Genomic DNA, 26621 nt, shown 5'->3' on the forward strand with positions numbered 1-26621 from the left:
CGCGTGCCGAAGCCGCTCAGTCTCCCCTTCGATCCCATCGCCCGTGCCGACGAACTGTGGCAGAAGCGCTGGGGCCCGGTCCCGTCGATGGCCGCGATCACCTCGATCATGCGCGCCCACCAGATCCTCCTCGCGGAGGTCGACGCCGTGGTCAAGCCGTACGGGCTGACCTTCGCGCGGTACGAGGCCCTGGTCCTGCTCACCTTCTCCAAGGCGGGCGAGCTGCCGATGTCCAAGATCGGCGAGCGGCTGATGGTGCACCCCACCTCGGTGACGAACACGGTCGACCGGCTCGTGAGGTCGGGACTGGTCGCCAAGCGCCCGAACCCCAACGACGGCCGCGGCACCCTCGCGTCCATCACGGAGAAGGGGCGCGAGGTGGTCGAGTCGGCGACCCGCGACCTGATGGAGATGGAGTTCGGTCTCGGCACGTACGACGCCGAGGAGTGCGGCGAGATCTTCGCGATGCTCCGCCCGCTCCGGGTCAGTGCGCACGATTTCGACGAGAGCTGACCCGGGCGAAGATCGCCCGGAACGTGCCGTTACGCTCGACGGCATGAAATCCAGCGTGCTGACCCGCTACCGCGTCATGGCCTACGTGACCGCCGTCATGCTGCTCGTGCTCTGCACCTGCATGATCTTCAAGTACGGGTTCGACAAGGGCGAGGACGTGACCTTCATGGTCTCCCAGGCCCACGGCATCCTCTACATCATCTACCTGGTCTTCGCCTTCGATCTGGGCTCCAAGGCCAAGTGGCCGTTCGGCAAGCTCCTCTGGGTGCTGCTCTCCGGGACGATCCCCTTCGTCGGCTTCTTCGTCGAGCGCAAGATCGCCCGCGAGACGTTGCCGCTGGTCAGCGGCGTGCAGCCGGAGCCGGTCAAGGCCTGACCCCCACCTCCGCACGTATGTGCGGAGGTTTGCCATCGACATTTACTAGGACGTCCTAGTAAATTCGAGTCATGGACGCTGACGCCATCGAGGAAGGCCGCCGACGCTGGCAGGCCCGTTACGACAAGGCCCGCAAGCGGGACGCCGACTTCACCACGCTCTCCGGTGACGCCGTGGAGCCCGTCTACGGGCCCCGGCCCGGCGACGCCTACGAGGGGTTCGAGCGCATCGGCTGGCCCGGTGAGTACCCCTTCACCCGGGGACTCCACGCCACCGGCTACCGGGGCCGCACCTGGACCATCCGCCAGTTCGCCGGCTTCGGCAACGCCGAGCAGACCAACGAGCGGTACAAGATGATCCTGGAGGCCGGCGGCGGCGGCCTCTCCGTCGCCTTCGACATGCCGACCCTCATGGGCCGCGACTCCGACGACCCCCGCTCCCTCGGCGAGGTCGGCCACTGCGGTGTCGCCATCGACTCGGCCGCCGACATGGAGGTCCTCTTCAAGGACATCCCGCTCGGCGACGTCACCACCTCGATGACGATCTCCGGGCCGGCCGTGCCCGCCTTCTGCATGTACCTGGTCGCCGCCGAGCGCCAGGGCGTCGACCCGGCCGTGCTGAACGGCACGCTCCAGACCGACATCTTCAAGGAGTACATCGCGCAGAAGGAGTGGCTCTTCGAGCCCGAGCCCCACCTGCGCCTCATCGGCGACCTGATGGAGCACTGCGCGCAGGGCATCCCCGCGTACAAGCCGCTCTCGGTCTCCGGCTACCACATCCGCGAGGCCGGGGCGACGGCCGCGCAGGAGCTCGCGTACACCCTCGCCGACGGCTTCGGCTACGTGGAGCTCGGCCTCAGCCGCGGCCTCGACGTGGACGTCTTCGCCCCCGGCCTCTCCTTCTTCTTCGACGCGCACCTCGACTTCTTCGAGGAGATCGCCAAGTTCCGCGCCGCCCGCCGGATCTGGGCGCGCTGGATGAAGGAGGTGTACGGCGCCAAGACCGACAAGGCCCAGTGGCTCCGCTTCCACACCCAGACCGCCGGGGTCTCCCTCACCGCCCAGCAGCCGTACAACAACGTCGTCCGTACGGCGGTCGAGGCCCTCTCCGCCGTCCTCGGCGGCACCAACTCCCTCCACACCAACGCCCTCGACGAGACCCTCGCGCTGCCCAGCGCGCAGGCCGCCGAGATCGCGCTGCGCACCCAGCAGGTGCTGATGGAGGAGACGGGCGTGGCCAACGTGGCCGACCCGCTGGGCGGCTCCTGGTACGTCGAGCAGCTCACCGACCGCATCGAGGCCGACGCCGAGAAGATCTTCGACCAGATCAAGGAGCGCGGCCGCCGCGCCCACCCGGACGGGCAGCACCCGATCGGGCCGATCACCTCGGGCATCCTGCGCGGCATCGAGGACGGCTGGTTCACCGGCGAGATCGCCGAGTCCGCCTTCCAGTACCAGCAGTCCCTGGAGAAGGGCGACAAGCGCGTCGTCGGCGTCAACTGCCACCACGGCTCGGTCACCGGTGACCTGGAGATCCTGCGGGTCAGCCACGAGGTCGAGTGGGAGCAGGTCCGCGTCCTCGGCGAGCGCAAGGCCCGCCGCGACGACGCCAAGGTCCGCGCCTCGATCGAGGCGATGATCGCGGCGGCCCGGGACGGCTCGAACATGATCGGCCCGATGTTGGAGGCCGTCCGCGCCGAGGCCACGCTCGGCGAGATCTGCAACGCCCTGCGCGACGAGTGGGGCGTCTACACGGAGCCGCCGGGCTTCTAGGGCGTGTTGCGAAAGTAGCGCCGTCGGGCAGGCGGGACTTTCGCAACACGCCCTAGGCCCCGTCGTCACACTCCCGCCCGCTCCTCGGGCGGACGACGGGAGTTCGACGACAGGACCTAGCCCGCGGGCACAAGGGGCAGGGGCGGTACGGGTGTTCCCGTACCGCCCCTGCCCGTGTCGGCCCGACGCGAAGGTGACTTACTTCGCGGCCGTTCCCAGGATCTTCGTCGGCGTGATCCGGACCACCACCCGGACCTCCTCGGGCGGCAGCTCCAGGTACTCCCGCCCGGCGCCCTCGCCCTCGTAGCTCTCCGCGAGCGCCACGGCCAGCGCGCGGCCGGCATCCTCGGCGACCGTCGCCGTACCCCGTATCTCCGCGTACAGCAGCGGGTCCCGGCGGTCGTGGACGGTGAGGCTGACCCGGGCGTCGGCCCGGATGTTCTTGATCTTGCGGCGGCCGTCCTGGCTGGAGATCAGGAGGTCGTCGCCGTCGCGGCCCACCCACACGACCGAGGTCTGCGGGGAACCGTCGGGCTGGATCGTGGCCAGCACGGCCGGGTTGACGTCGTCGAGCAGCGCGCGGACGGAGTCCGGGAGTTGAGGAGTCACGGAGTGACGCTAGCCCAGCGCCGCCACCGCGCCCAGGCCCCCCACCAGGAGGGCCGAGAGGCGGGTCACCCACTCCCCGTCGACCGGTTCCGCGCTCACCAGGGCGCGGTGGACGACCGCGCCCGCGATGACGTCGAAGATCAGGTCGTCCGTGGCGTCCACGGTGACCGGATCGCGGTCCGAGGGCAGCTCCCCGCGCTGCTGCGCCCGCCGGCGGCCGGCCAGGACGAGGCGCTTCTGGCGGTCCACTATCGAGGCGCGGATGCGCTCGCGCAGCGGTGCGTCGCGGGTCGACTCGGCCACCACCGCCATCAGGGCCGTCTTGGTCTCCGGGCGTTCGAGGAGCGCCGCGAACTGGAGGACGACATGCTCGATGTCGGCCTGGAGGGAACCCAGGTCGGGCAGTTCGAGTTCATCGAAGAGGACGGCGACGGCGTCCACCACGAGCTCGTTCTTGTTGGCCCAGCGGCGGTAGAGCGTCGTCTTCGCAACCCCGGCGCGGCCGGCGACGTCCCCCATCGTGAGCTTGGACCAGCCGAGGTCGACCAGGGCGGCGCGGGTCGCCTCCAGGATGGCCGAGTCGGCCTCGGTCGAGCGGGGGCGTCCGGTTCGGCTGTTGCGGGGGGTCCTGCTGCACATGGACGTCGACCATACCCGCCGGTAGGTACGGCGCCAGAGGCGCGTGATGTGAGGCAGTTCACCGGGCGGATCGCTCTCGCGCCCTCCCCGCCGATCCTCCCGGAGAGTTACGCTACGACCTGTAGCGAAAGGCTTTGAGCGGCCCGAGCGACAACCAAGTGCCGGGTGGGGACCCGGCGCGCACCGGGTGGGGATCCGGTGCGGAACGGAAGACGAAGAACCGTGTTGCCCGGGCGTCTCGCACACCGGCGGGAGGCGTACGGGCGGCACGGTTCAGCCATGACTTACCGGTTACGCGCGCGGAAGGGGGAGGATGTACGCATGCAGCCCCGAAACATGTCCATGAGCGGCGTCGTCGACCTCGCCGCGGTGAAGGCGGCCGGAGAGGCCAAGGCGAAGGCGGAGCAGGTCCGGGCCGAGGCCGCCCGGACGGGTGGCCCCGCCGCGGTGCCCCCCTCCGCCCTGGTGATCGACGTCGACGAGGCCGGCTTCGAGCGCGATGTCATCCAGCGCTCCGCCGAGGTCCCGGTCGTCCTCGACTTCTGGGCCGAGTGGTGTGAGCCCTGCAAGCAGCTCGGCCCCCTCCTGGAGCGGCTGGCCGTCGAGTACAACGGCCGCTTCCTGCTCGCCAAGATCGACGTCGACGCCAACCAGATGCTGATGCAGCAGTTCGGCATCCAGGGAATTCCGGCCGTTTTCGCGGTGGTCGCCGGCCAGGCGCTGCCGCTCTTCCAGGGTGCGGTGCCCGAGGCCCAGATCCGCGAGACCCTCGACCAGCTGATCATGGTCGGCGAGGAGCGCTTCGGCCTCACGGGCATCGCCGTGGACGCGGGCGCGGACGCCGAGGGAGCGGGCTCCGCCGCGCGCCCCGCCGGCCCGTACGACGCCCTGCTCGAAGCGGCCATGTCCGCGCTCGACGCGGGTGACCTGGCGGGTGCCGTCCAGGCGTACAAGAACGTGCTGGCCGACGACCCGGCGCACCCGGAGGCCAAGCTGGGCCTGGCCCAGGCCGAGCTCCTCGCCCGGGTTCAGGACCTCGACCCCGCCGCCGTACGCAAGAACGCGGCGGACGCCCCGGCCGACGTCGCCGCGCAGATCGCCGCGGCCGACCTCGACCTGGTGGGCGGTCACGTGCAGGACGCCTTCGGGCGCCTCGTGGAGACCGTGCGCCGCACGGCGGGCGAGGACCGGGACGCGGCGCGGCTGCGGCTCCTTGAGCTCTTCGAGGTCATCGGCGTCGACGACCCGCGCGTGACGGCGGCCCGCCAGGCCCTCGCCCGGGTCCTTTTCTGAGGCACTCGCGCTTTTCCCGCAGGGCGCCGGATCGGCCGACGATTTGGCGACACGGCGACAAACGGCGGCCGCGTTTTACCAAAACTTGGTAATCGCGGCCGCTGTTACTTGCAGTAAATCGAACCGAGGATTCTGTCCGCCTTCATCCGGCCATCTGCTGATATTACGCATCACTCGACCGCACCCTGAGTGCCCGTTCGGCACCGCCCTGCCATGCCCCGGTTATCAGGCCGTTACTAGCCAGTAACGAACCCCCTTGTGCGAGGGCCCGGAATGGACCACGATCGGCGACGCTCGGTCCGAACCGCACACCCCGGCAACCACCCGGGAAAGAAGGGGAGGATCCCCACCGGGCGGGCCGGTGCCCAGGCGCCGGCCATGGACAGGGGGGTTCCCGCTCCCACCGAACGGGGCCTGTCCAATCCGGTCACGCGCAAAGCGTGGCTCATGGTTGTCGCTCGGGGGTGATCGCCGGTGATTCGGACGCGCAGTGCTGCCCGATGCCTCGGTGCTTCCCTTCCCGAGGACGTAGCTCTTCTCCCATCTCCAGGACGGCCCCGGCCCTCTCGGAGATGTACGTCCGAGAAGGAGGAATCTTCATGAAGTCCCAGGTTCGTGGCGGAACCAGATGGAAGCGGTTCGCCGTCGTCATGGTCCCGAGCGTGGCCGCGACGGCCGCGATCGGCGTCGGTCTGGCCCAGGGCGCGCTCGCCGCGTCCTTCTCGATCTCCGGCCAGGATTTCAAGGTCAAGGCCGACAGCCTTGTCGGCAAGGACTTCGTCCAGTACGGCAGCGTCGACGGCGGCAAGGACCTCGAGGGCAAGGACTTCGCCGAGCCCGTCGCGGTCTCGGGCTTCTCCGAGGCCTGGATCACCAACATGTGCCAGTCGGTGGTCACGCCCAAGGTGCCGTTCATCGGTGACGTCACGCTCCGGCTGGAGGCCGGCACCGAGGCGAAGAAGCCGGTCTACGCGAAGGGCATCTACCTGGATGTCTCCGAGCTCAAGGCCGACGCCGAGTTCGGCAACATCGACATCGGTGTCGCGGCCGGCAAGCTCAACGAGTTCAACGGCAAGGTCGACGAGAGCAAGCCGGGCATCCAGCCGAACACGAAGGCCAACCTCTTCGGCTTCGGTCAGCGCGCCAAGGACGCGACGCTGAACAACGTCCGGCAGAAGGCGTGGGCCACGACGGCCGCCACCTTCAAGCTCCCCAACCTCGACCTGTCCCTGCACCGGGGCACCTCGGCGGAGTGCTACAAGGACTGATCCGGTCCTTGGGGTGTGGGCCGTTCCGTGCGGCCCCACCCGCGCCGCCCGTCGGCACCACCTTCTTCACCTTTCTCAGCAACACCGCTTCCAGGGAGCTGTTTCCATGAGCGCCGAGATCCCCGCCTCCCGCGAAGTCCCCAAGGAGAACCGGTTCAAGGTCTGGCGGCAGACCCGGCCTTTCTGGGCGGGACTCCTCACCATGATCGGCGGCGTACCGATCGCCTACCTCCCGTACGGGGACATGCGGCTCGGCAACGCCACGCTCGCCATGCAGACGACCGCCGGAGCCGGCGCGCTGATCATCGGTGTCCTGCTCATCACGCTCGGGTTCACGATGTGGTTCCAGCCCGTCGTCCGGGTGTTCGCGGGCGTCGCGACGATCGTCCTGGCCCTTGTCTCCATCCCGGTGTCGAACTTCGGCGGCCTCGTCATCGGTTTCCTGTTCGCCCTGATCGGCGGTGGCATGTCCGCCGCCTGGGCGCCCGCGCCCCCGGTCGAGGAGACCGACGACGCGGAGCACGACGGTCAGCTTGAGGCCTCCGAGGAGGCCGGCGCCGAGCTCGGGAGCGAGGTCGTGGTGGCGGCCGGTGTCCCGGAGCAGCGCCAGACGAACGAGTCGGCGGCCGAAACGACGACGGACGCCAATGGCGGGAGGAACAGTGCGGGGTGACGAGACCCAGTCGGCGCTCGCGAAGGAGGGCCCGCGGCACGCGGCCCCGCGCAAGTCGCTGCTGAACAGGATCCAGGGCCCCGCGGGCAAGGCGATGGCGCTGGCGGCCATGCCGACCGCGGTGTTCGTGGGCATGGGGCTCACGCCCAAGCTCGCCCTCGCCGACGAGAAGGACATCCCCTTCGCGCCGGGCCCCTGCGTGACCCGATCGGACGAGCCCACTCCGGAGGCCACGGAGACGGCGACGGCGAAGCCCACCGAGAGCGCGAAGCCGACGGCCACCCCCTCGTCGACCGCGACCACGGCCCCGACCCCGGGCGCCACGGCGACGACCGCCCCGCCCGCCACGGCCACCCCCTCGGCGACCGAGACCGAGACGTCCACCGCCGCCCCCACCGCGACCGCGACGGAGGCCGGGCAGGCGACCGGTGAGGCGATCACGCAGCAGGCCGGGAACGTGACACCGACCGCGACCCCCTCGGCGACGAAGTCGACGAACCCCCTCGACCCGCTGGGCTGGGGAGACGCGCTCAAGGACCTCTTCGACGGCCCGGACCCGAAGCCGACGGCCACGACGGCGGCACCGACCACGGCACCGACCACGGCACCGACCACGGCCGCCCCGGCCGGGAAGGCCGTGACGGACGAGGAGCCGAGGACGACCGCCTCGGCCACTACGCCCACCGCCCCCGAACCGAAGACGACCGCGGACCCGACCACCGCCCCCACCACCGCCCCGGCGGTCGACCCGGCGACCGAGGCGACCAAGAAGGCGATCGAGAAGGCGGCCGACAAGGCCGGCGTCACCGTCAAGGAGCTCCCCGAGAGCTCCAAGGGCCTCGACCCCAAGAAGGACGAGTCCATACCCGACGGGGCCAAGCCCCGCTTCCCGTGCCCCGAGCTCGACGCCGAGGCACTCGCGGAGGCCGACCTGGAGCCCGGCATCCCGCTGCTCCCGGACGACCCGTGGCGGCTGGAGAGCACGCTCCTCACCCTCAAGGGCCTCAAGTACCACGGCATCGTCGAGGTGAAGACCGGCAGCGGCAAGATCAAGAAGGTCCTGAAGTTCACCGCGAGCGGCATCGACATCAAGGACCTCCACCAGCTGACGGTCCACTCGCCCGGTTTCACGGGCCACGTCCGCTCCGACCGGGGCTCGACGTCGACCATCACCGACGGCACGGTGACGATGTACACGGAGGAGCTGAAGGGCAACCTCTTCGGCATCATCCCGATCACCTTCGGCCCCGAGTCCCCGCCCCCGCTGGACGTCCCCTTCGCCTTCTTCACCCAGGTGAAGCTCAAGCAGGCGGGCCAGTTCGGCGGCACCCTCAAGGTTCCGGGCCTCCGCAACACGATCGAGCCCAGCTGATCCCGCACCACTCCGGGAGCCGTACACCACGACGGCCTCCCCTCCCGTGAGGGAGGGGAGGCCGTCGTCGTTCCCGTCCGGTCGGCCTCAGCCGCCGAGCGCCTCGGCGGCGGTCCGCCGGATGCGCTTCGTCCGGCCCGACTCGGCCAGGACCCTCAGCACCGACGCCTCGGAGACCTCGGCGCCGATCCGTAGCTGGAGCCAGTCGCTCCAGCCGTCGACGAGCTCGGCGCCGAGCGCCGGCGGCTCCGCTCCGGACCGGAGGTCCTCCAGGATCCCCAGCTCGCGTGCCCGGCGCTCACTGAACGCGCGCACCGAGGGGGCCAGGGCCTGGACCCAGGCCTCCCGGTCGGCGCGGGGCAGCCGCTCCAGGGCCTCGCCGACGACGGCCGACGCGAGCGCGCCGTCCGCCTCGGCGGCGACCGCGGCCAGCAGGCCCGGCCGCGCCGCGTCGGACGCGAGGGCGGCCCGGTACAACTCCCAGCGCGCGTGTCCGTCGGTCACGTCGGACACGGTCGTGCCGACCCGTTCCTCAAGCTGCCGCAGGGCGTCCCGTAGTTCCGGGGAGACGTCAGTGACATCCACCATTGGCCTTGAACCTTTCCATGGCGGCTCGGATGTTCTCCCTGATGGTACGGATGTTGTTGTCGATGACGGCCTGCTGGAGCTTCGTCGGCGGCTTGTCGTCCAGGATCGGCTTGCCGTTCATGCCGATCCGGACCTCCGCGCCCTTGCCCTTGACGTGCGCGTGCGGCGGGGCGTGGTCGTTGGAGTAGATCTGGATGGTCACGCCACCCTGGTTCACGATCGTGCCGACACCCGGGTACTGCGGGCTGGTCGATGCGGAGCGGGCCGTCGTGGCCCCCGCCGTGGTGGCCGACGCGGTACCGGCGCCCGCGGGAGCGGCGAACGCCGACGCCCGTGCCGCCGCGGCGGGCTTGGGCTTGATCGGGCAGGCCGTGCCCTTGCCCTGCTTGGCGTCATGGATGATCTTGCGGAACTTGTCCAGGGCCCGCTTGGCGGTGACGGACTTGTCCAGGAAACCGACGATTCCGCTGGCCACCCGGACGATCGCCTTGCCCACGGAGAACGCCTTGGCGACGGGCACAGCCTTCGCCAGCGTCCACAGGCAGCTCTCGATGTCGCCCTGGGTGAAGCAGCGCTCCAGGTCGCGGTAACCGATCTCCTCCAGGAGGATCTCGCCGCCGTTCTCGACCAGCCAGTCGAGGATGCCCTGGCCGGCCAGCGCCTTCGCCGCGCGGAACTCCTGGACGCACTCCTCGCCGCACTCGCGGCGCAGCAGCTCCTCCTCGTCGACCGTGAGGTCGGCACCCACGTCGGAGCCGTTGGCCTCCACACGCTCCTGGATCGCCCGCTGCTCCTCCTCACGCTCGGCGGCCTCGGCCCGGTCGGCCGCCTTGTCCGCCTCGGTGGCACTCTCGTGGGCGCGGGTGGCCGCGCCCTCCGCGGCGGTGGCGTCCTTCTCCGCCTGGGTGGCGGTGTTCCGGGCGCTGCCGGCGTCCTGCTCGGCGGCGGAGGCCGCGGAGCGGGCGGAGGCGGCGTCGCGCTCGGCGGCGGTGGCCTCACCGTCGGCGGCGGCCGCCTCCGACTCGGCCGCGGACGCGGCGTACGAGGCGTGCATCGCGTCGACGCCGGCCTGCGCGTCGTACTCCTGGGCCTTGGCGTCCGCCCGCTTGGCGGCGTCCGCGGCCTTCTGCGCCTCGGCTGCGGAGGCACGGGCCGCGGCCACGTGCTCCAGGGCCTTGGCCGCGTCCGCCGCGGCCGCGGCCGACGCCTGGGCCGCCAGCTTGGCGTCACCGGCGGCCTTGTCCGCGAGCACCTTGGCCTCGGCCGCGGCCTTCGCCGCCTCCTTCGCCTTGGCCTCGGCGGCGGCGGCCTGCTGCTCGGCCAGCGGCTTCGAGGACTGCGCCACCAGGACCGCGAACGCGGCCGAGGTGTCCGTCTCGCGGTACGGGCTGCCCACCGCGATGGCCTCGTCGGCGGCGACGTTCACGGCACGGGCCGCGTCGCGGGCGCCGGCGGCGGCCTGACCGGCCGCGAAGGCGAACCCGGCGGTCTTGGCCGCCCACTCCGCCGTCAGCGCGGCCTCGGCCTTCGCAGCGGTCGCCTCCTGGCGGGCCTTGATGGCCGCTGCCTGCGCTTTCTGGGCCTCGGCCTCCGCCGCGCGGGCGTTCGCCTTGGCGTTCGCCGCGGCGTCGATGGCCTCGGCGGCGGCTGCGTGGGCGGTGGCCGCGGCCGCGTTGGTCGTCTGATACGCCGACCACGCCGCGTCGGACGCCGCGCGGGAGCGTGAGGCCGCCGCGGCGGAACGGGTCGCGGCGGCACGGGCGTTCACCGCTGCCGTCGACGCGTCGTTCGCGGCGCTGCGCGCCCGGCCGGCCGCGTCCGTCGCGTCGTTGGCGGCGGCGCGGGCCGCGGTCGCGGCCTGCCGTGCCTCGCCGGCGTCGGTGGTGCCCTCGGCGGCAGCGGCGGCGGCTTCGAGCGCGGCGGCGCGTGAGGCCTTCGCCTGCTTGTTCCGCTCGGCCGTCTCGGCGGCCGACCGGGCGAGCGCGGCGCGGGCCTCGGCGGCCTCGGCCTGTTCCCGTTCCTCGGCGGCGGTGGCGCCCGACGCCTCGGCGGATGTACGGGCCCGTGCCGCGGCGTCGCGTTCGGACTGAGCGCGCTGCTCGGCGGCGGAGGCCTTCTCCCGCTCGCGGGCGGCGTTCACCCGCTCCCGGGCGGCGTTGGCCTTCTCGGCCTCCGCGATGGCGCGCTGTCGCTTCGCCTCCGCGGCGCCGGCCTTCGCGGTCTGCTCCGCGGCCTCCGCGACCGCCTGGGCCTTCTTGGCCTTGGTGGCGTTGGCGGCGGCTTCCTTCGCCTGCGCCTCGGCGGCCTGCATGGCGGCCTTCGCCTGGGCGGCGGCCTCCTGGGCGGCGGCCCTGCGGAACTCGGTGTTGAGGGCGTGCGCCTGCGTCTGGCTCAGCGAGTAGAGCGCGCCGCTGTCCGCGGCCGTGGCCTTGGCGGCGTTGGACGCGGTCAGCGTGGTCTTGGCCGCGGCCTGGGCGGCGGCGTACGACGCCTTCGCCACCTGCACCGACTGCTGCGCGTACATCAGACCGCGGCCGCGCGGCAGCTTGGCCGCGTCGGCGATGCCCCACGCGGCGGTCTGCTGGGCGGCGGCCTTGTCCGCGGCGGCCTTCGCCCGGGCCACCGCGACGTTGGCCAGCGGCACCTGGGCGGCGGCCGCGGCACGGGCCGCGCTCAGGTCGGCGTTGGCCTTGGCGAACTCGGCCGGCTTGGGGTAGCCGCCCCAGCTCTTCTTGTCGGACCAGTACTTCTGCCAGTACAGGATCTGGTCGGCGTGCCAGGCCTGCCGGATCGCCTCCAGCATGGTGTCGGTGGCGGTGCGCAGCTCCTTGGCCGCCACCGCCTCGGCGGCGACGATCTCCTTGCGCTGCGCGGCCTGGGACGCGTACTCCGCCTCCCACTCGGTGTGGGCCTGGAGGACCACCATGGACATGGCCCGGTAGTGGTCGATCGGGTTCTCGCTGTCACAGCCGGCCCAGGCCAGCTTCAGCGTCTCCACCTCGGTGCGGAACTCCGCCGAACCCGGCTCGGGCGCCTTGGTCGGGAAGCCGCCGAACCGCAGGAAGTCGGCGATGTCCCGTGCCGAACTGCTGCGGGTGGCTCCGATGCCGAGGAGCGTCTGGCCGGCCACGTACTTGTACTGGGACGCCCAGAAGTCCTCGGTCGGCATGCCGTCGAAGAGCACCTTGGCCTGGTCGAGAGCGGCCTTGCCGGGCTGGGGCGTCCGGTCCTCGAAGGACTTGAAGTACAGCTCGCGCTGGGTCTTGAGCGTGAAGGTCAGGATGTCCGCGCCGAAGTCCGGCACGTTGTGCGCGCGGCCCTGCGAGAAACTCAGCGAGGAGTACGGCTTGTTCGCCGTGTTCACCTTGTCCTGACGCGCCCGGTAGGCGTCGGCGTACGCGTAGCCCGCGTCGACGTCCCGCTTCTGGGCGTTGATGGACGGCTCGTAGTTCCAGTACATCGCCGCCTGGCGCAGGGCGGCCGGCGGCCCGGACAGATCGGCGTTGGCCAGGGCCTTCAGTTCCGGGCCGCCGTAGTGGACGGCGCCGGAGACGAGGCACCGGTCCTTGCGTTCCGTGGAGCCGAGGCTGATGCGCAGGGTCCGCAGCCAGGGGTCGGTCGGGTGGTCCCCCGGTTCCTCGGCGGCCGCGGGGGCCGCGGTCACCAGGCCGCCCAGGAGGGCGGCCGCCGTCGTCAGGACGATGCCCGACGTCCAACGTCTCGCCGGTCCGGCGCGCTTGGCGCGCCGAATGCCCGGCAGTATCGCTTTTCGCACTTCACAGCCTGTCGTGTCGACATCTCGGTCTGCCCGGGAGGAAGCACGGAAAGCTCCCCGGCGTGGTCGTGCCGGGTAGCCGCTCATCGGTGTGGTGTGTGGTGAAGGGTGCGCCGGTCGGTGCGCTTCCTTCGGACGCGTGTGCTCCCCACACACGCCGGTTTCCCCCGCCTTCCCCCCGAAGGCATCGTGATCATTGCACGGGGACCGGCGGTGAGGAAGGGGGTTTATTACCGGGGGTACGACGGTGGGCCGCACCCCCGTTCAGGGGTGCGGCCCGTTCTCCGTGTCAGACGCGACGTCAGGCGTTGCCGCCGCCCAGGTGGTGGACGCGGACCATGTTCGTCGTGCCGGGGACGCCGGGGGGCGAGCCGGCGGTGATGACCATGGTGTCGCCCGCGTTGTAGCGCTGGAGCTTCAGGAGCTCGGCGTCCACGAGGTCGACCATCGCGTCCGTGGTCTCCACGAACGGGACGAGGAAGGACTCCACGCCCCAGCTCAGGGTGAGCTGGTTGCGGGTGTTCTCGTCCGTCGTGAAGGCGAGGATCGGCTGCTGCACCCGGTAGCGGGAGAGGCGGCGGGCCGTGTCGCCGGACTGGGTGAAGGCGATCAGGGCCTTGCCGCCGAGGAAGTCGGCGATCTCGCAGGCCGCGCGGGCGACGGAGCCGCCCTGGGTACGCGGCTTCTTGCCCGGGACCAGGGGCTGGAGGCCCTTGGAGAGCAGCTCCTCCTCGGCCGCGGCGACGATCTTCGACATCGTCTTCACGGTCTCGATCGGGTAGGCGCCGACCGAGGACTCGGCCGACAGCATGACCGCGTCCGCGCCGTCCAGGATCGCGTTGGCGACGTCGCTCGCCTCGGCGCGGGTCGGCCGCGAGTTGGTGATCATCGACTCCATCATCTGGGTCGCGACGATGACCGGCTTGGCGTTGCGGCGACACATCTCGACGAGCCGCTTCTGCACCATCGGGACCCGCTCCAGCGGGTACTCGACGGCGAGGTCGCCACGGGCCACCATGACCGCGTCGAAGGCCGCGACGACGGCCTCCATGTTCTCGACGGCCTGCGGCTTCTCGACCTTGGCGATGACGGGGACGCGGCGGCCCTCCTCGTCCATCACCTTGTGGACGTCCTTGACGTCGTTGGCATCGCGGACGAAGGAGAGGGCGACCATGTCGCAGCCCATGCGGAGCGCGAAGCGGAGGTCGTCGACGTCCTTCTCGGACAGGGCCGGGACGTTGACGGCCGCGCCGGGCAGGTTGATGCCCTTGTGGTCGGAGATGACCCCGCCCTCGACGACGATCGTCTTGACGCGGGGACCGTCGACCTCGACGACCCGCAGCTCGACGTTGCCGTCGTTGATGAGGACCTGGTCGCCCTTGGAGACGTCGCCCGGCAGACCCTTGTAGGTGGTGCCGCAGATGGACTTGTCGCCGGGGACGTCGTCGGTGGTGATGGTGAACTCGTCACCGCGCACCAGCTCGACCGGGCCCTCGGCGAAGGTCTCCAGGCGGATCTTCGGGCCCTGGAGGTCGGCGAGGACGCCGACGGCGTGCCCGGTGTCCGCGGAGACCTGCCGGACGCGGTCGTACCGCTCCTGGTGCTCTGCCTGGGATCCGTGGCTGAAGTTGAATCGGGCCACGTTCATGCCGGCCTCGATGAGAGCCTTCAGCTGCTCATACGAGTCGACGGCGGGGCCCAGCGTGCAGACGATTTTGGAACGGCGCATGAGGCGGATCCTATCGGTTTGTTTCACTGCGGAATATTCCGACTGGCGGAAAGTACAAATGGGCGCGGGTCCGCTCAAGCGTTCACTCGTTCGAGCTCGCCGAGCTCTGAACGAGCGCGAAACTCTGCCGCGCGATCTCCAGCTCCTCGTCCGTCGGCACCACGGCGACCGCCACCCGCGCGTAGTCCGGGGAGACGATCCGCGCCTCGTCGGAACGCACGGCGTTGAGTTCCGTGTCCACGGCGAGACCCAGCTCCTCCAGGCCCGCGACGGCAGCCTCCCGCACCGGGGCCGCGTTCTCGCCGACCCCCGCCGTGAACACCACCGCGTCCACCCGGCCGAGCACCGCGTAGTAGGCGCCGATGTACTTCTTCAGCCGGTGGATGTAGATGTCGAAGGCCAGCGCCGCGGCCGGATCGCCCTCGTCGACACGGCGGCGGATCTCCCGCATGTCGTTGTCGCCGCAGAGCCCCACCAGCCCGGACTTCTTGTTCAGCAGCACGTCGATCTCGTCCGCCGACATGCCCGCCACCCGCTTCAGGTGGAAGGTGACCGCCGGGTCGACGTCGCCCGAGCGGGTGCCCATGACCAGGCCCTCCAGCGGCGTCAGACCCATCGAGGTGTCCACACACCGGCCGCCCGCCACCGCCGAGGCGGAGGCGCCGTTGCCCAGGTGCAGCACGATCACGTTCACCTCCTCCGGCGCCTTGCCGAGCAGCTTCGCCGTCTCGCGCGAGACGTACGCGTGCGAGGTGCCGTGGAAGCCGTACCGCCGGATCCGGTACTCGTCCGCCGTCGCCACGTCGATCGCGTACCGCGCCGCCGACTCCGGCATCGTCGTGTGGAAGGCCGTGTCGAAGACCGCCACCTGCGGCAGGTCGGGACGCAGGGACATCGCCGTACGGATGCCGGTGAGGTTCGCCGGGTTGTGCAGCGGCGCCACCGGCACCAGCCGCTCGATCTCCGCGAGGACCTCGTCGTCGATGACCGTCGGCGCGGTGAACCGCAGCCCGCCGTGCACCACCCGGTGACCGATCACGGCCAGCTCGGGGGAGTCCAGGCCGAGGCCGTCCGCCGCCAGCTCCTCCGCGACCGCCTTCAGCGCGGCCTCGTGGTCCGCGACCGGGCCGGTCGTCTCGCGCTTCTCGCCGCCACCGCCCTGCAGCGGGGTGTGCACCAGACGGGAGGTCTCTTCACCGATCCGCTCCACCAGACCGACCGCGAGCCGGCTGCCGTCCGCCATGTCGAGGAGCTGGTACTTGACCGAGGACGAGCCGGAGTTGAGGACGAGGACTCGGGTGGGGGTGCCGGTCATGCGGGGAGCTCCTGACCCTGGGAGGGAACCTGCGACGGGGAAGAGGGGCGCTGGGACTGGATCGCCGTGATGGCCACCGTGTTCACGATGTCGCTGACGAGCGCGCCCCGCGAGAGGTCGTTCACGGGCTTGCGCAGACCCTGGAGCACCGGGCCGACGGCCACGGCGCCGGCCGAGCGCTGCACGGCCTTGTAGGTGTTGTTGCCGGTGTTGAGGTCCGGGAAGATCAGCACGGTCGCCTGCCCGGCCACCTCCGAGTCCGGCAGCTTCGTCGCGGCGACGGACGGCTCCACCGCCGCGTCGTACTGGATCGGGCCCTCGATCCGCAGCTCCGGGTGCGCCTCGCGGACCAGCTTCGTCGCCTCGCGCACCTTGTCGACGTCCGCGCCGGAGCCCGAGGTGCCGGTGGAGTACGAGAGCATCGCGATCCGCGGATCGACGCCGAAGCGGGCCGCGGTGGCCGCCGACTGGACGGCGATGTCCGCGAGCTGTTCCGCGTTCGGGACGGGGTTGACCGCGCAGTCGCCGTACACGAGCACCTTGTCGGCGAGGCACATGAAGAAGACGGACGAGACGATCGAGGCCTCGGGCTTCGTCTTGATGATCTCGAAGGCGGGGCGGATCGTCGCGGCCGTCGAGTGCACCGAGCCGGAGACCATGCCGTCGGCCAGGCCCTCCTGCACCATCAGCGTGCCGAAGTAGTTGACGTCCGAGACGACGTCGTACGCGAGCTCGACGGTGACGCCCTTGTGGGCCCGGAGCGCCGCGTACTTCTCGGCGAACGAGTCGCGCAGCTCCGAGGTCTGCGGGTCGATCAGCTGCGTCTCGCGCAGTTCCACGCTCAGGTCGGCGGCCTTCTTGCGGATGACCTCCACGTCACCGAGGAGCGTCAGGTCGCACACGTCCCGGCGGATCAGCACGTCGGCCGCGCGCAGCACCCGCTCCTCGGTGCCCTCGGGGAGCACGACCCGGCGCCGGTCGGCCCGCGCCTGTTCGAGGAGTTCGTGCTCGAACATCATCGGCGTGACCCGGCCGCTGCGGGCGACCGAGATCCGCTTGAGCAGGTCGGCGGTGTCGACGTGCCGCTCGAACAGGCCGAGGGCCGTCTCCGCCTTGCGCGGGGTGGCGGCGTTCAGCTTGCCTTCGAGGGAGAAGAGTTCGGTCGCCGTCGGGAAGCTGTTGCCGGGGACCGAGATGACCGGGGTGCCGGGCGCGAGGCGGGCCGCCAGGGTGAGGATCTCCTCGCTGGGCCGCTCGTTGAGGGTGAGCAGCACCCCGGCGATCGGCGGCGTGCCGGCCGAGTGCGCGGCGAGCGCGCCGACGACCAGGTCGGCCCGGTCCCCGGGGGTGACGACGAGACAGCCGGGGGTCAGCGCGTTGAGGAAGTTCGGCAGCATCGCACCGCCGAAGACGAAGTCCAGGGCGTCGCGCGCGAGGCCCGCGTCGTCGCCGAGGACGACGGAGGCGCCGAGCGCGTGGGTGATCTGGGCGACGGTGGGCGCGGCGAGCGCCGGCTCGTCGGGCAGCACGTAGCAGGGCACGGGGACCCGGGTCGCGAGCCGCTCCAGCGCCGGGAGGTCCTCGGACGCCACCCGGTTGACGACCATCGCGAGCACGTCGCAGCCCAGCCCGTCGTACGCCCGGAAGGCGTTGCGCGCCTCGGCCCGTACGGACTCGGCCGTCTGGCCCTTGCCGCCGACCACCGGTATGACGGAGGCGCCGAACTCGTTGGCGAGGCGCGCGTTGAGGGCGAGCTCGTCCGGGAGCTGCGTGGCGGCGAAGTCGGTGCCGAGGACGAGGACGACCTCGTAGTCGCGGGCGACGGCGTGGAAGCGCTCGACGAGCTGCGAGACCAGCTCGTCGGTGCCCCGCTCGGCCTGGAGCGCCGAGGCCTCGTGATAGTCCATGCCGTAGACCGTCGAGGGGTCCTGCGAGAGCCGGTAGCGGGCCCGCAGCAGGTCGAAGAGGCGGTCGGGGCCGTCGTGCACCAGCGGACGGAACACCCCCACCCGGTCCACCTGACGGGTGAGGAGCTCCATGACTCCCAGCTCGACGACCTGGCGGCCGTCTCCGCGGTCGATCCCGGTCACGTACACGCTGCGCGTCACGCCGTGGTCTCCTGTCCAGTCCTGCGGAAAGGGGCTCTCCCGGGCGGCCGCGCCGACCGCTGCGTCCGCGTCAATCCGCTGTTCTCGGAAAGCCCCTAAAGGGCGGCATTACCCCCTTGACAATACCCCCGCCAGTGGTTAGGTCGCCCGCCGGACGGAGGGCCCGGAACCCCGGGACGAAAGGCCTCCGCGCGGGTTCGGAAGGCCCTCCGGAAGGGACGCGCGGAGCGGCGACGAGCGATCCCGTCAGGCCGGGCGTGTGAGAATTGCCGTGGCTCATCTGGACCGCGACCGAGCAGGAGACACAGCACGATGCGCATCGGAGTTCTCACCGCAGGCGGCGACTGCCCCGGCCTGAACGCAGTGATCCGGTCGGTCGTGCACCGGGCGCTGACCGGCCACGACGACGAAGTCATCGGCTTCGAGGACGGGTTCAAGGGCCTGCTCGACGGCCACTACCGCCCCCTCGACCTCAATGCCGTGAGCGGCATCCTCGCCCGCGGCGGCACGATCCTCGGCTCCGCGCGTCTCGAGCGCAACCGGCTGCGCGAGGCCGCCGAGTCGGCCCCCGACCTCGCCCGGAAGTACGGCATCGACGTCCTCATCCCGATCGGCGGCGAGGGCACCCTGACCGCCGCCCGGATGCTCGCCGACGCGGGCATGCCCGTCGTCGGCGTCCCGAAGACGATCGACAACGACATCTCCTCCACGGACCGCACCTTCGGCTTCGACACCGCCGTCGGCGTCGCCACCGAGGCCATGGACCGGCTGAAGACCACCGCCGAGTCGCACCAGCGCGTGATGGTCGTCGAGGTGATGGGCCGCCACGCCGGCTGGATCGCGCTGGAGTCCGGCATGGCCGGCGGCGCGCACGGCATCTGCCTTCCCGAGCGTCCCTTCGAGGTCGACGACCTCGTCAAGATGGTCGAGGAGCGCTTCGCGCGCGGCAAGAAGTTCGCCGTCATCTGCGTCGCCGAGGGCGCGCATCCGGCCGAGGGCTCGATGGACTACCAGAAGGGCGAGATCGACCAGTTCGGTCACGAGCGCTTCCAGGGCATCGGCACACAGCTCGCCGTCGAGCTGGAGCGGCGCCTCGGCAAGGAGGCCCGTCCGGTCATTCTCGGCCACGTCCAGCGCGGCGGCACGCCGACCGCGTACGACCGGGTGCTCGCCACCCGCTTCGGCTGGCACGCGGTGGAGGCGGCGCACCGGGGCCAGTTCGGCCGGATGACGGCGCTGCGCGGCACGAACGTCGAGATGGTGCCGCTGGCCGAGGCCGTGACCCGGCTCAAGACGGTCCCCGAGGACCGCATGCGCGAGGCCGAATCGGTCTTCTGACCGTACGGACCGAGGTCCCGCCGGCCGGGACCTCCGTCCCGACCTGTCCCGGGACCTCGGTCCCGACCCTCTGTCCCGGAACCGCTCCGGAACCGCTCCGGACCCCGGAAGACCCGAGTGGCCCCGACCCTCCCCCCGTGGAGGGTCGGGGCCACTCGCCCGTGACCGGCGGCGCCACCGGAATTGCCGGGTTCCACTCTTTCGCCGGAGCCGGAGATCAACAAGGCTTGGGGCCTGTCCCGGACATGTCCCAACCCTGTCCGGCGGAAGGGGGAGACGCGGATGACACCGGCGGAACGGGCACCCGACCCGCGAGCGGCACGGAACCCCGCGGAGTTCATCGCGCGCCTCCAGGCGCTCAAGGACTGGTCCGGCCTGACCTACCGCGAGCTCACGGCCCGGGCCGAGGCGCAGGGCGAGACCCTGCCCCGGTCGACCGTCGCCAACATGCTGGCCCGCGCCACCGTCCCCCGGGAGGAGCTCCTGGTCTCCTTCGTCCGCGCGTGCGGGCTGGGACCGGCCGCCATGGAGGAGTGGCAGGCGGTACGGAAGGAACTCGCGGTCCGGGGGGTGTACGAGCGCGAGCGCGCCGAAGGCGGTCCGGCGGAGGGTGCCGGTCCGGTGGCGGGCGGTCACGCGGCGGGCGCCGACACGGCGGCGGCCCAGGACGCGGCGGCCCAGGACGCGGCGACCCGGCCGGCGGCGGGTGACGAGCGGCAGGGCGGCGTCGAGTCGACGGAGGGCGTCGAGCCGGCGGGTGACGGGCCGCAGGGAGGTGTCGAGCCGTCGGAGCGTGCCGAGCCCGAGGCGGCCGTCGGCCCCTCGGGACTCGTCTGGCCCGGCGGGCCGCCGGAGTCCCCGGACGGGGACGCCCCCGGCACCCCGCGGCCGGGACCCCGGTCCCGGATACGGCGCGCCCTCGTCGCGACGGTCGCCCTCACGGGCCTCGTGCTCGCCGGCGTCAGCGTCGTCGCCGTCCTGCGGGACGGGCACCGCGCCCACCCGCCCCGTACCCTCACCGCGCCCGCCGCCGGAGACGTACGCATCCGGGTGATCGGCCAGGACCTGTGCCTCGCCGAGCGGCGCGGCTCCCGCACCGGACAGATCCACCAGGTGCCGTGCGCCGACGCGAAGGTCCCGCTCTACTCGCTGAAGGAGCTGGGCGGCGGCCGGTGGCGGATCGTTTCGGACCACCCGGACTACGGTCCCGGCTGCTCCGGCATACCCTCCGGCGGCCGGATACCCGACGCCGCGTTCGAGGACTCCGAGTGCGGCGACCCGAGCCGGGTGGAGGCGTTCGCCCTGGAGCCGTACGGCACGCCCGTCGAGGGGTACCGGATCGTTCCCGCGGACTCCGCGACACCCGGCAGCTGCGTCACCGTCGTCGGCGACCGCTCGGCGGCCTGGGCGCGACTGGCCCAGGCCCCCTGCGCGCCGGACGCGGCGGGCCAGCTCTTCAGCTTCGACCGCAGGAACTGACGGAAGGGATCAGGGGACCGGGACCTCCCGGGCGGGCTCCACCAGCCGGTCCCGCAGCGCGGTCACCACCGCGGGGTCGAGCCCGACGTGACCGGTGACGTACCCGTGCACCGAGCCGTACCGCGCGCGCAGGTCCGCGAGGAACAGCCGCAGGATGTCCGCCGGTGCCCGGCCGTACCCCGGCCAGCGCAGCTCGCGGCCCGGGTGCGACGCGCGCCAGTCGGCGACCAGCCGCTCCGTGGCGAGCTCCGTGAGCGCGAAGTCCGCGAGGATCTCCTCGTCGGGGACGTCGAGGAGCGAGAGGACGAGGGCCGCGACGATCCCCGTCCGGTCCTTGCCGGAGGCGCAGTGGAAGACGAGCGGCCCGTCGGCCGCGGCGATGACCTCCAGCGCGGTACGGATCTCCGCCGCGCCGTCCTCGGCGACCTCGGCGAACCGGTCGGCCAGATAGCGCCAGGGGTCGAGGTCCGGGTCGATCTCCGCCTGGTCGTACGGCCGGTGCTCGATGGACAGGTTGTGCCAGACGACCTCCTCGGTCTCCGGCAGACGGCCCTTGGCGGCGATCTCCCACGGGTAGCGCAGGTCGATCACGGCGGCCACGCCCAGCGCGCGGAAGCGGTCGAGGTCCTCGGGTCCGGCTCCGGCGAGCTTGGCCAGGGAGTCGGAGCGGTAGAGGGTCTCCCACCGCACGGTCCCGCCGTCGGCGGTCCGATAGCCGCCCAGGTCACGGAAGTTGTGGAGTCGTTCGAAGGGTACGTGTCGTGTCACGCGGCCAATCTACGGCCCGTGAGCGGCCGGGCCACGGGGAGTCACAGGCCGACGGCCGCCCAGAAGTGCCCGGCGATCTCCTCCAGGTAGGCGCGTCCCTCGTCGCCCGTCGCCCCGGAGGCGCCCCAGCTGCTGGTCGCCGCCATCCGCGCGTGGTAGTCCGTGTGCAGGCGCTGGAGCGCCGACTCCATGGTCCGCTTGGGCAGCGGCACCATCTTCACGGCCGGTTTCACGTACGCCTGCCAGCGCGTGGTGGCGGCGTCGCGCAGCAGCTCGGCGAGGCTGTCGTCACCACCGGTCGCCGTGAGCAGCGCGCGCGGGCCGAGGCCGAGGACCTCCGCGAGGGCGGCCGTCTGGCGTTCGGTGCCGCGCCAGCGGCCCTCGTCCTCCATCCGCTGGTACGCGCCGGCCGACACACCGACCCGCCGGGCCAGCTCGTCCGCCGAGAGCGCGCGGGCCAGCCGGTGCTCGCGCAGGGTCGTCGCGGCGGCGATCAGCTCGGCCGGGGCGCACCACAGCACGCCCGCGAGGGCGGTGAGCTCCTGCTCGGTCGGACGGTGGGTGCCGCGTTCCCAGGCGACGACGGTTTCGGGCTCGACGAACATGCCGTACTGGGCGCGGAGGCCGTACGCGACGTGTCCCGGGGCCATGCCGAGACCCTCGCGCAGGCGTCGGGCGGCCAGGCCGTTGAAGGGGGGAGAGGGTTGGTGCACCCGGTCACCGTAGGTGCGCACGATGACGGCTGGCTACGGTTCGTTCGCCCAACGTGAAACGTCGTAGGAACGTCGGAACCGGTCGGTAACCCCGGAATCGCGATCAGTGACCACGGGACCTGCCGTCGAGCCAGCGGTACTGGAGCTCGGGCCGCCCGATCTGACCGTACTGCGGGGCGCGCACCGCCCGGCCCTCGGTCACGAGGTGCTCCAGGTAGCGGCGGGCGGTGATCCGGGAGATCCCGACCGCCGTGCCCGCCTCGGCGGCGGTGACCCCGGCCGGGGTGTCCCGGAGCGTACGGGTGACCGCCTCCAGGGTCGGTGCGCTGAGCCCCTTCGGCAGCGTGGCGGGGTGCGGGGCCCGCAGCGTGGCGAGAGCCCGGTCCACCTCGTCCTGCCCGGAGGCCTCCCCGGCGGACGCCCGGAACTCCGCGTACCGGGCGAGCCGGTCCCGGAGGGTGGCGAAGGCGAAGGGCTTCAGGACGTACTGGACGACGCCGAGGGACACGCCCTCGCGGACGACCGCCAGGTCGCGGGCGGAGGTCACGGCGATCACGTCGGCGGAGTGCCCGGCGGCGCGCAGCGCGCGCAGCAGCTGGAGGCCGTGGCCGTCGGGCAGGTAGAGGTCGAGCAGGATCAGGTCGACCGGCGTCCGGTCGAGCACCCGCACGGCGGCGGCCCGGGAGTGGGCGACGCCGACGACGGTGAAGCCGTCGACCCGGCCGGCGTAGAGCGCGTGGGCGTCGGCGGCGACGGGGTCGTCCTCGACGACGAGGACACGGAGGGGACGCGTGCTCACGGGGTCACCTCGGTTCGCGTCGAGGCGGCGCCGTCGGTGGCGGCCGCTGCGTGGACGGCGTCGACGCCCGTGTCCGTGGTGACGCCCGTGTCCGTGGTGACGCCGGCGGTCGCCGTTCCCGCGCGACCCTCGCCCTCCCTCGGCAGCGGCAGCCGTACGGTGAACTCCGCGCCGCCCTCCCTCGCGTCCGACAGCTCCAGGGTGCCCGAGGCGCGCGAGACCGCCTGGCCCACCAGGGCGAGGCCCAGGCCGCGGCCCGGGCCGCGGGTCGTCCAGCCGCGGCTCAGCACCGCGTCCCGGTCGGCCGGGCGGACGCCGGGGCCGTTGTCCCCGACCCGCAGAAGCAGCTCGCCGTCGCCCGCCCGGGCCGCGACCGTGACCGTCACGCGCGCCTGCGGGGTCCCGCCCACGGCCTCGACGGCGTTGTCGATGAGGTTGCCCAGGATCGTGACCAGGTCCCGGGAGGGCAGGGCCGCCGGCACCCGGCCGTCGTCGATCCGGCTGTCCTCGGTCAGGACCAGCTCCACGCCCCGCTCGTTGGCCTGTGCCGCCTTGCCGAGCAGCAGCGCCGCGAGCACGGGCTCGCCGACCGCGTCGACGACCCGGTCGGTGAGGGCCTGCGCGAGCTCCAGTTCCGCCGTCGCGAACTCCACCGCGTCCTCCACCCGGCCCAGTTCGATGAGCGAGACGACGGTGTGCAACCGGTTCGCCGCCTCGTGGGCCTGGGAGCGGAGCGCCTGGGTGAACCCCCGCTCGGAGTCCAACTCCCCCGACAGCGCCTGGAGTTCCGTACGGTCGCGAAGCGTGACGACCGTGCCGCGCCGCTCCCCGCCGACCACCGGACGGGTGCTGACGACGAGCACCCGGTCGGCCGTCAGATGGGTCTCGTCGACGCGCGGCTCGGAGGAGAGCAGCGCCCCCGTCAGCGGTGCGGGCAGGCCGAGTTCGGCGGCCGGGCGGCCGACGACGCCCTCGTCCAGGCCGAGCAACTCCCGCGCCCCGTCGTTGATGAGGGCGATCCGCCGCCGCCCGTCGAGCATCACGAGCCCTTCCCGTACGGCGTGCAGAGCGGCCTCGTGGTAGTCGTGCATCCGGCTCAGCTCGGCCGCGTTCATGCCGTGCGTGTGGCGGCGCAGCCGGGCGTTGACGACGTACGTCCCCGCGCCGCCCAGTGCGAGCGCGGCGCCCGCCATGCCGAAGAGGGCGGCGACCTGCTCCCGCACCTGCTCGCTGATCCGCTCGATCGTGATGCCGGCGCTGACGAGGGCGACGACCCGGCCGTCCTCGTCCTGGACGGGCGCCACCGTCCGCACGGACGGGCCGAGCACCCCCAGGTGCGTCTCGGAGAAGGTCCGCCCCCGCACCGCCTCCTCGATGTGACCGAGGTACGTACGGCCGATCTGGTCCGGCTCCGGATGCGTCCAGCGGGTCCCGTCGGGCGCCATGATCACCACGAAGGCGACGTCCGCGTGCCGGCGCAGCGACTCCGTGTACGGCTGGAGCACCGCCGCCGGATCGGCCGAGCGGGCCGCGGCCACCACGGAGGGGGAGTGGGCGACGGCCGCGGCGGTCGCCGTGGACTGGCGCCGCGCGGTCTCCTCCGCCTGGGCCAGGTCCGTGACGTACGCGAAGACCGCGCAGCCCGCCACGACGAAGGCCACCAGCACGACCTGCATCGCGAAGAGCTGACCGGCCAGGCTGCGGGGGCGGGGACGGGGGAGGCGCATGCGGGTAAGTGTGCACGGCGGAATTTGCGCCGGGTCATTGCGTTCCCGAATCGTTCTCTTCCCGGGAGCGCTCCCGCCCGCGCACTCCGGGCGGGGTGATGTTTCGGCCGTGAACGAAACGAACGTAACCGTGACCCCGGTCACAGGCTGATGGATAGTCGCGGAGTCCACCGGGACGTGGACACCCATCAGCGCGAGGAGGACCCCGTGGCCGCACGCCGGGACCGTACCCACTATCTGTATCTGGCCGTCATCGGCGCCGTACTGCTCGGCATCGCCGTCGGCTTCCTGGCGCCGGGCGTCGCCGTCGAGCTGAAGCCGCTGGGCACCGGCTTCGTCAACCTGATCAAGATGATGATCTCGCCGATCATCTTCTGCACGATCGTCCTCGGCGTCGGGTCGGTCCGGAAGGCCGCGAAGGTCGGCGCCGTCGGCGGCCTCGCCCTCGGCTACTTCCTGGTGATGTCGACGGTCGCACTCGCGATCGGTCTGCTCGTCGGCAACCTCCTGGAGCCCGGTTCGGGCCTCCACCTGACCAAGGAGATCGCCGAGGCCGGCGCCAAGCAGGCCGAGGGCGGCGGCGAGTCCACGCCGGACTTCCTGCTCGGCATCATCCCGACCACCTTCGTCTCCGCCTTCACCGAGGGCGAGGTCCTCCAGACGCTCCTGGTCGCGCTCCTCGCGGGCTTCGCGCTCCAGGCGATGGGCGCCGCCGGAGAGCCGGTGCTGCGGGGGATCGGCCACATCCAGCGGCTCGTCTTCCGGATCCTCGGCATGATCATGTGGGTCGCCCCGGTCGGCGCGTTCGGCGCGATCGCGGCCGTCGTCGGCGCGACCGGCGCCGCCGCGCTCAAGTCGCTCGCCGTCATCATGATCGGCTTCTACCTGACCTGCGGCCTCTTCGTCTTCGTCGTGCTCGGAGCGATCCTGCGCCTGGTCGCCGGGATCAACATCTGGACCCTGCTGAGGTACCTGGGCCGCGAGTTCCTGCTCATCCTCTCCACCTCCTCCTCCGAGTCCGCGCTGCCGCGGCTCATCGCGAAGATGGAGCACCTGGGCGTCAGCAAGCCGGTCGTCGGCATCACCGTCCCGACCGGCTACTCCTTCAACCTCGACGGCACCGCCATCTACCTCACGATGGCCTCGCTCTTCGTCGCCGAGGCGATGGGCGACCCGCTCTCGGTCGGCGAGCAGATCTCGCTCCTCGTCTTCATGATCATCGCCTCGAAGGGCGCGGCGGGCGTCACCGGCGCGGGCCTCGCGACCCTCGCGGGCGGCCTCCAGTCGCACCGGCCCGAACTGGTCGACGGGGTGGGCCTGATCGTCGGCATCGACCGCTTCATGAGCGAGGCCCGCGCCCTCACCAACTTCGCGGGCAACGCCGTCGCGACCGTCCTCGTCGGCACCTGGACCAAGGAGATCGACAAAGCGAGGGTCACGGAGGTCCTCGCCGGGAACATCCCCTTCGACGAGAAGACCCTCGTCGACGACCACGCCCCCGCCCCGGTCCCGGACCAGCGGGTCGAGGGCGGCGAGGAGAAGGCCCGAGCGGGCGTCTGACCCGGACGCCCCCACAGACCCCGACGGGGGGGCCGCGTCCTTCCGGATCCCGGGCCTTGAGCCGGATCCGGGCCCCGGGAGGACGCGGCTGTACGGAGCGACGCAGGTAGCGGAACACGCGGCCGGTACGGTCGGCGCTCAGACGCCCACCGAGCCGGCCGTCCGGGTCCGGCCGTCCGGGTCCGGCCGTCCGGCCCCGGCGGTCCG

The 26621-nt window shown here is 72.1% G+C and carries 21 protein-coding genes; 10 read left to right on the forward strand and 11 right to left on the reverse strand.

Annotated features, from left to right (window positions below):
* Positions 1 to 3 precede the first annotated feature (3 nt).
* The 3 genes from ACF08F_RS25750 (at position 4) to ACF08F_RS25760 (ending at position 2661) form a co-directional block, all read left to right on the forward strand.
* Positions 4 to 513, forward strand: coding sequence for a MarR family winged helix-turn-helix transcriptional regulator (locus ACF08F_RS25750; RefSeq protein WP_392300892.1), 510 nt, complete (start codon positions 4 to 6; stop codon positions 511 to 513).
* Positions 514 to 556: 43 nt separating this feature from the next.
* Entirely contained in the window at positions 557 to 889 is a 333-nt protein-coding gene (locus tag ACF08F_RS25755) for a DUF3817 domain-containing protein (RefSeq protein WP_392300893.1), read from the forward strand.
* 71 nt (positions 890 to 960) lie between these two features.
* Positions 961 to 2661 carry a methylmalonyl-CoA mutase gene (locus ACF08F_RS25760; RefSeq protein WP_392300894.1) on the forward strand — a complete coding sequence of 567 codons (1701 nt, stop codon included), beginning with the start codon at positions 961 to 963 and terminating at the stop codon, positions 2659 to 2661.
* A 198-nt stretch (positions 2662 to 2859) separates the two neighbouring features.
* On the opposite strand, the gene ACF08F_RS25765 is transcribed toward ACF08F_RS25760, so the two are convergent.
* Together ACF08F_RS25765 and ACF08F_RS25770 are read right to left on the reverse strand one after the other, a co-directional pair.
* Positions 2860 to 3270, reverse strand: coding sequence for a PPOX class F420-dependent oxidoreductase (locus tag ACF08F_RS25765; protein ID WP_392300895.1), 411 nt, complete (start codon positions 3268 to 3270; stop codon positions 2860 to 2862).
* Positions 3271 to 3279: 9 nt separating this feature from the next.
* Complete coding sequence (locus tag ACF08F_RS25770) at positions 3280 to 3909, reverse strand: TetR/AcrR family transcriptional regulator (protein ID WP_392300896.1); 630 nt, start codon at positions 3907 to 3909, stop codon at positions 3280 to 3282.
* A gap of 321 nt (positions 3910 to 4230) precedes the next feature.
* On the opposite strand from ACF08F_RS25770, the gene ACF08F_RS25775 reads away from it, so the two are divergent.
* From ACF08F_RS25775 to ACF08F_RS25790, 4 genes are all read left to right on the forward strand, one after another.
* Positions 4231 to 5202 (forward strand): tetratricopeptide repeat protein, encoded by a 972-nt coding sequence (locus tag ACF08F_RS25775; RefSeq protein WP_392300897.1) that lies wholly within the window; start codon positions 4231 to 4233, stop codon positions 5200 to 5202.
* 599 nt (positions 5203 to 5801) lie between these two features.
* Positions 5802 to 6470, forward strand: coding sequence for a DUF6230 family protein (locus tag ACF08F_RS25780; protein WP_392300898.1), 669 nt, complete (start codon positions 5802 to 5804; stop codon positions 6468 to 6470).
* A gap of 106 nt (positions 6471 to 6576) precedes the next feature.
* Positions 6577 to 7143: a DUF6114 domain-containing protein gene (locus ACF08F_RS25785; protein WP_392300899.1), complete on the forward strand. Its 567-nt coding sequence runs from the start codon at positions 6577 to 6579 to the stop codon at positions 7141 to 7143.
* Positions 7133 to 8515 (forward strand): hypothetical protein, encoded by a 1383-nt coding sequence (locus ACF08F_RS25790; RefSeq protein ID WP_392300900.1) that lies wholly within the window; start codon positions 7133 to 7135, stop codon positions 8513 to 8515. The genes ACF08F_RS25785 and ACF08F_RS25790 overlap by 11 nt, the downstream gene beginning before the upstream one ends.
* 87 nt (positions 8516 to 8602) lie before the next feature.
* Here the strand turns inward: ACF08F_RS25790 and ACF08F_RS25795 are convergent, their stop codons facing one another.
* The 5 genes from ACF08F_RS25795 to pta all read right to left on the reverse strand — a co-directional run bounded on the left by ACF08F_RS25795 (position 8603) and on the right by pta (position 18030).
* The gene (locus ACF08F_RS25795; protein ID WP_392300901.1) at positions 8603 to 9103 is read right to left on the reverse strand and encodes a hypothetical protein; all 501 of its coding nucleotides are present in this window, start codon (positions 9101 to 9103) and stop codon (positions 8603 to 8605) included.
* A complete protein-coding gene (locus ACF08F_RS25800) occupies positions 9087 to 12878 on the reverse strand; it encodes a hypothetical protein (protein WP_392300902.1) in 3792 nt (1263 codons plus the stop codon). The genes ACF08F_RS25795 and ACF08F_RS25800 overlap by 17 nt, the downstream gene beginning before the upstream one ends.
* 301 nt (positions 12879 to 13179) lie before the next feature.
* Complete coding sequence (gene pyk, locus ACF08F_RS25805) at positions 13180 to 14607, reverse strand: pyruvate kinase (protein WP_392300903.1); 1428 nt, start codon at positions 14605 to 14607, stop codon at positions 13180 to 13182.
* A gap of 82 nt (positions 14608 to 14689) precedes the next feature.
* A complete protein-coding gene (locus ACF08F_RS25810) occupies positions 14690 to 15922 on the reverse strand; it encodes an acetate kinase (protein ID WP_392300904.1) in 1233 nt (410 codons plus the stop codon).
* Complete coding sequence (pta, locus tag ACF08F_RS25815) at positions 15919 to 18030, reverse strand: phosphate acetyltransferase (RefSeq protein WP_392300905.1); 2112 nt, start codon at positions 18028 to 18030, stop codon at positions 15919 to 15921. Before pta ends, ACF08F_RS25810 begins: the two co-directional genes overlap by 4 nt.
* Positions 18031 to 18342: 312 nt before the next feature.
* Between pta and ACF08F_RS25820 the strand changes: the two genes are divergently transcribed.
* Positions 18343 to 19368, forward strand: a complete 1026-nt coding sequence (locus ACF08F_RS25820) for an ATP-dependent 6-phosphofructokinase (protein ID WP_392300906.1) — start codon at positions 18343 to 18345, stop codon at positions 19366 to 19368.
* 282 nt (positions 19369 to 19650) lie between these two features.
* Positions 19651 to 20847, forward strand: coding sequence for an RICIN domain-containing protein (locus ACF08F_RS25825; RefSeq protein ID WP_392300907.1), 1197 nt, complete (start codon positions 19651 to 19653; stop codon positions 20845 to 20847).
* 9 nt (positions 20848 to 20856) lie between these two features.
* Here the strand turns inward: ACF08F_RS25825 and ACF08F_RS25830 are convergent, their stop codons facing one another.
* From ACF08F_RS25830 to ACF08F_RS25845, 4 genes are all read right to left on the reverse strand, one after another.
* A complete protein-coding gene (locus ACF08F_RS25830; protein ID WP_392300908.1) occupies positions 20857 to 21615 on the reverse strand; it encodes a tyrosine-protein phosphatase in 759 nt (252 codons plus the stop codon).
* A gap of 41 nt (positions 21616 to 21656) precedes the next feature.
* On the reverse strand, positions 21657 to 22265 hold the full coding sequence (locus tag ACF08F_RS25835) for a helix-turn-helix domain-containing protein (protein ID WP_392300990.1): 609 nt from the start codon (positions 22263 to 22265) through the stop codon (positions 21657 to 21659).
* A gap of 166 nt (positions 22266 to 22431) precedes the next feature.
* Positions 22432 to 23127, reverse strand: coding sequence for a response regulator (locus tag ACF08F_RS25840; protein ID WP_392300909.1), 696 nt, complete (start codon positions 23125 to 23127; stop codon positions 22432 to 22434).
* Positions 23124 to 24854, reverse strand: coding sequence for an ATP-binding protein (locus tag ACF08F_RS25845; RefSeq protein WP_392300910.1), 1731 nt, complete (start codon positions 24852 to 24854; stop codon positions 23124 to 23126). The genes ACF08F_RS25840 and ACF08F_RS25845 overlap by 4 nt, the downstream gene beginning before the upstream one ends.
* A gap of 177 nt (positions 24855 to 25031) precedes the next feature.
* Between ACF08F_RS25845 and ACF08F_RS25850 the strand changes: the two genes are divergently transcribed.
* Complete coding sequence (locus ACF08F_RS25850; RefSeq protein ID WP_392300911.1) at positions 25032 to 26414, forward strand: cation:dicarboxylate symporter family transporter; 1383 nt, start codon at positions 25032 to 25034, stop codon at positions 26412 to 26414.
* Positions 26415 to 26621: the final 207 nt, after the last annotated feature.

Origin of the sequence: Streptomyces sp. NPDC015130, assembly GCF_043080005.1 — a bacterium.
In the GTDB taxonomy this organism is placed as follows: domain Bacteria; phylum Actinomycetota; class Actinomycetes; order Streptomycetales; family Streptomycetaceae; genus Streptomyces.

Excerpts from the sequence above, each read along its gene's own strand:
- ACF08F_RS25825 (WP_392300907.1), top strand. The coding sequence starts at position 19,651 with ATGACACCGGCGGAACGGGCACCCGACCCGCGAGCGGCACGGAACCCC.
- ACF08F_RS25810 (WP_392300904.1), bottom strand. The coding sequence starts at position 15,922 with ATGACCGGCACCCCCACCCGAGTCCTCGTCCTCAACTCCGGCTCGTCC.
- ACF08F_RS25785 (WP_392300899.1), top strand. The coding sequence starts at position 6,577 with ATGAGCGCCGAGATCCCCGCCTCCCGCGAAGTCCCCAAGGAGAACCGG.
- ACF08F_RS25770 (WP_392300896.1), bottom strand. The coding sequence starts at position 3,909 with ATGTGCAGCAGGACCCCCCGCAACAGCCGAACCGGACGCCCCCGCTCG.
- ACF08F_RS25755 (WP_392300893.1), top strand. The coding sequence starts at position 557 with ATGAAATCCAGCGTGCTGACCCGCTACCGCGTCATGGCCTACGTGACC.
- ACF08F_RS25795 (WP_392300901.1), bottom strand. The coding sequence starts at position 9,103 with ATGGTGGATGTCACTGACGTCTCCCCGGAACTACGGGACGCCCTGCGG.
- ACF08F_RS25845 (WP_392300910.1), bottom strand. The coding sequence starts at position 24,854 with ATGCGCCTCCCCCGTCCCCGCCCCCGCAGCCTGGCCGGTCAGCTCTTC.
- ACF08F_RS25835 (WP_392300990.1), bottom strand. The coding sequence starts at position 22,265 with ATGGCCCCGGGACACGTCGCGTACGGCCTCCGCGCCCAGTACGGCATG.
- ACF08F_RS25820 (WP_392300906.1), top strand. The coding sequence starts at position 18,343 with ATGCGCATCGGAGTTCTCACCGCAGGCGGCGACTGCCCCGGCCTGAAC.
- ACF08F_RS25780 (WP_392300898.1), top strand. The coding sequence starts at position 5,802 with ATGAAGTCCCAGGTTCGTGGCGGAACCAGATGGAAGCGGTTCGCCGTC.
- ACF08F_RS25760 (WP_392300894.1), top strand. The coding sequence starts at position 961 with ATGGACGCTGACGCCATCGAGGAAGGCCGCCGACGCTGGCAGGCCCGT.
- pyk (WP_392300903.1), bottom strand. The coding sequence starts at position 14,607 with ATGCGCCGTTCCAAAATCGTCTGCACGCTGGGCCCCGCCGTCGACTCG.
- ACF08F_RS25775 (WP_392300897.1), top strand. The coding sequence starts at position 4,231 with ATGCAGCCCCGAAACATGTCCATGAGCGGCGTCGTCGACCTCGCCGCG.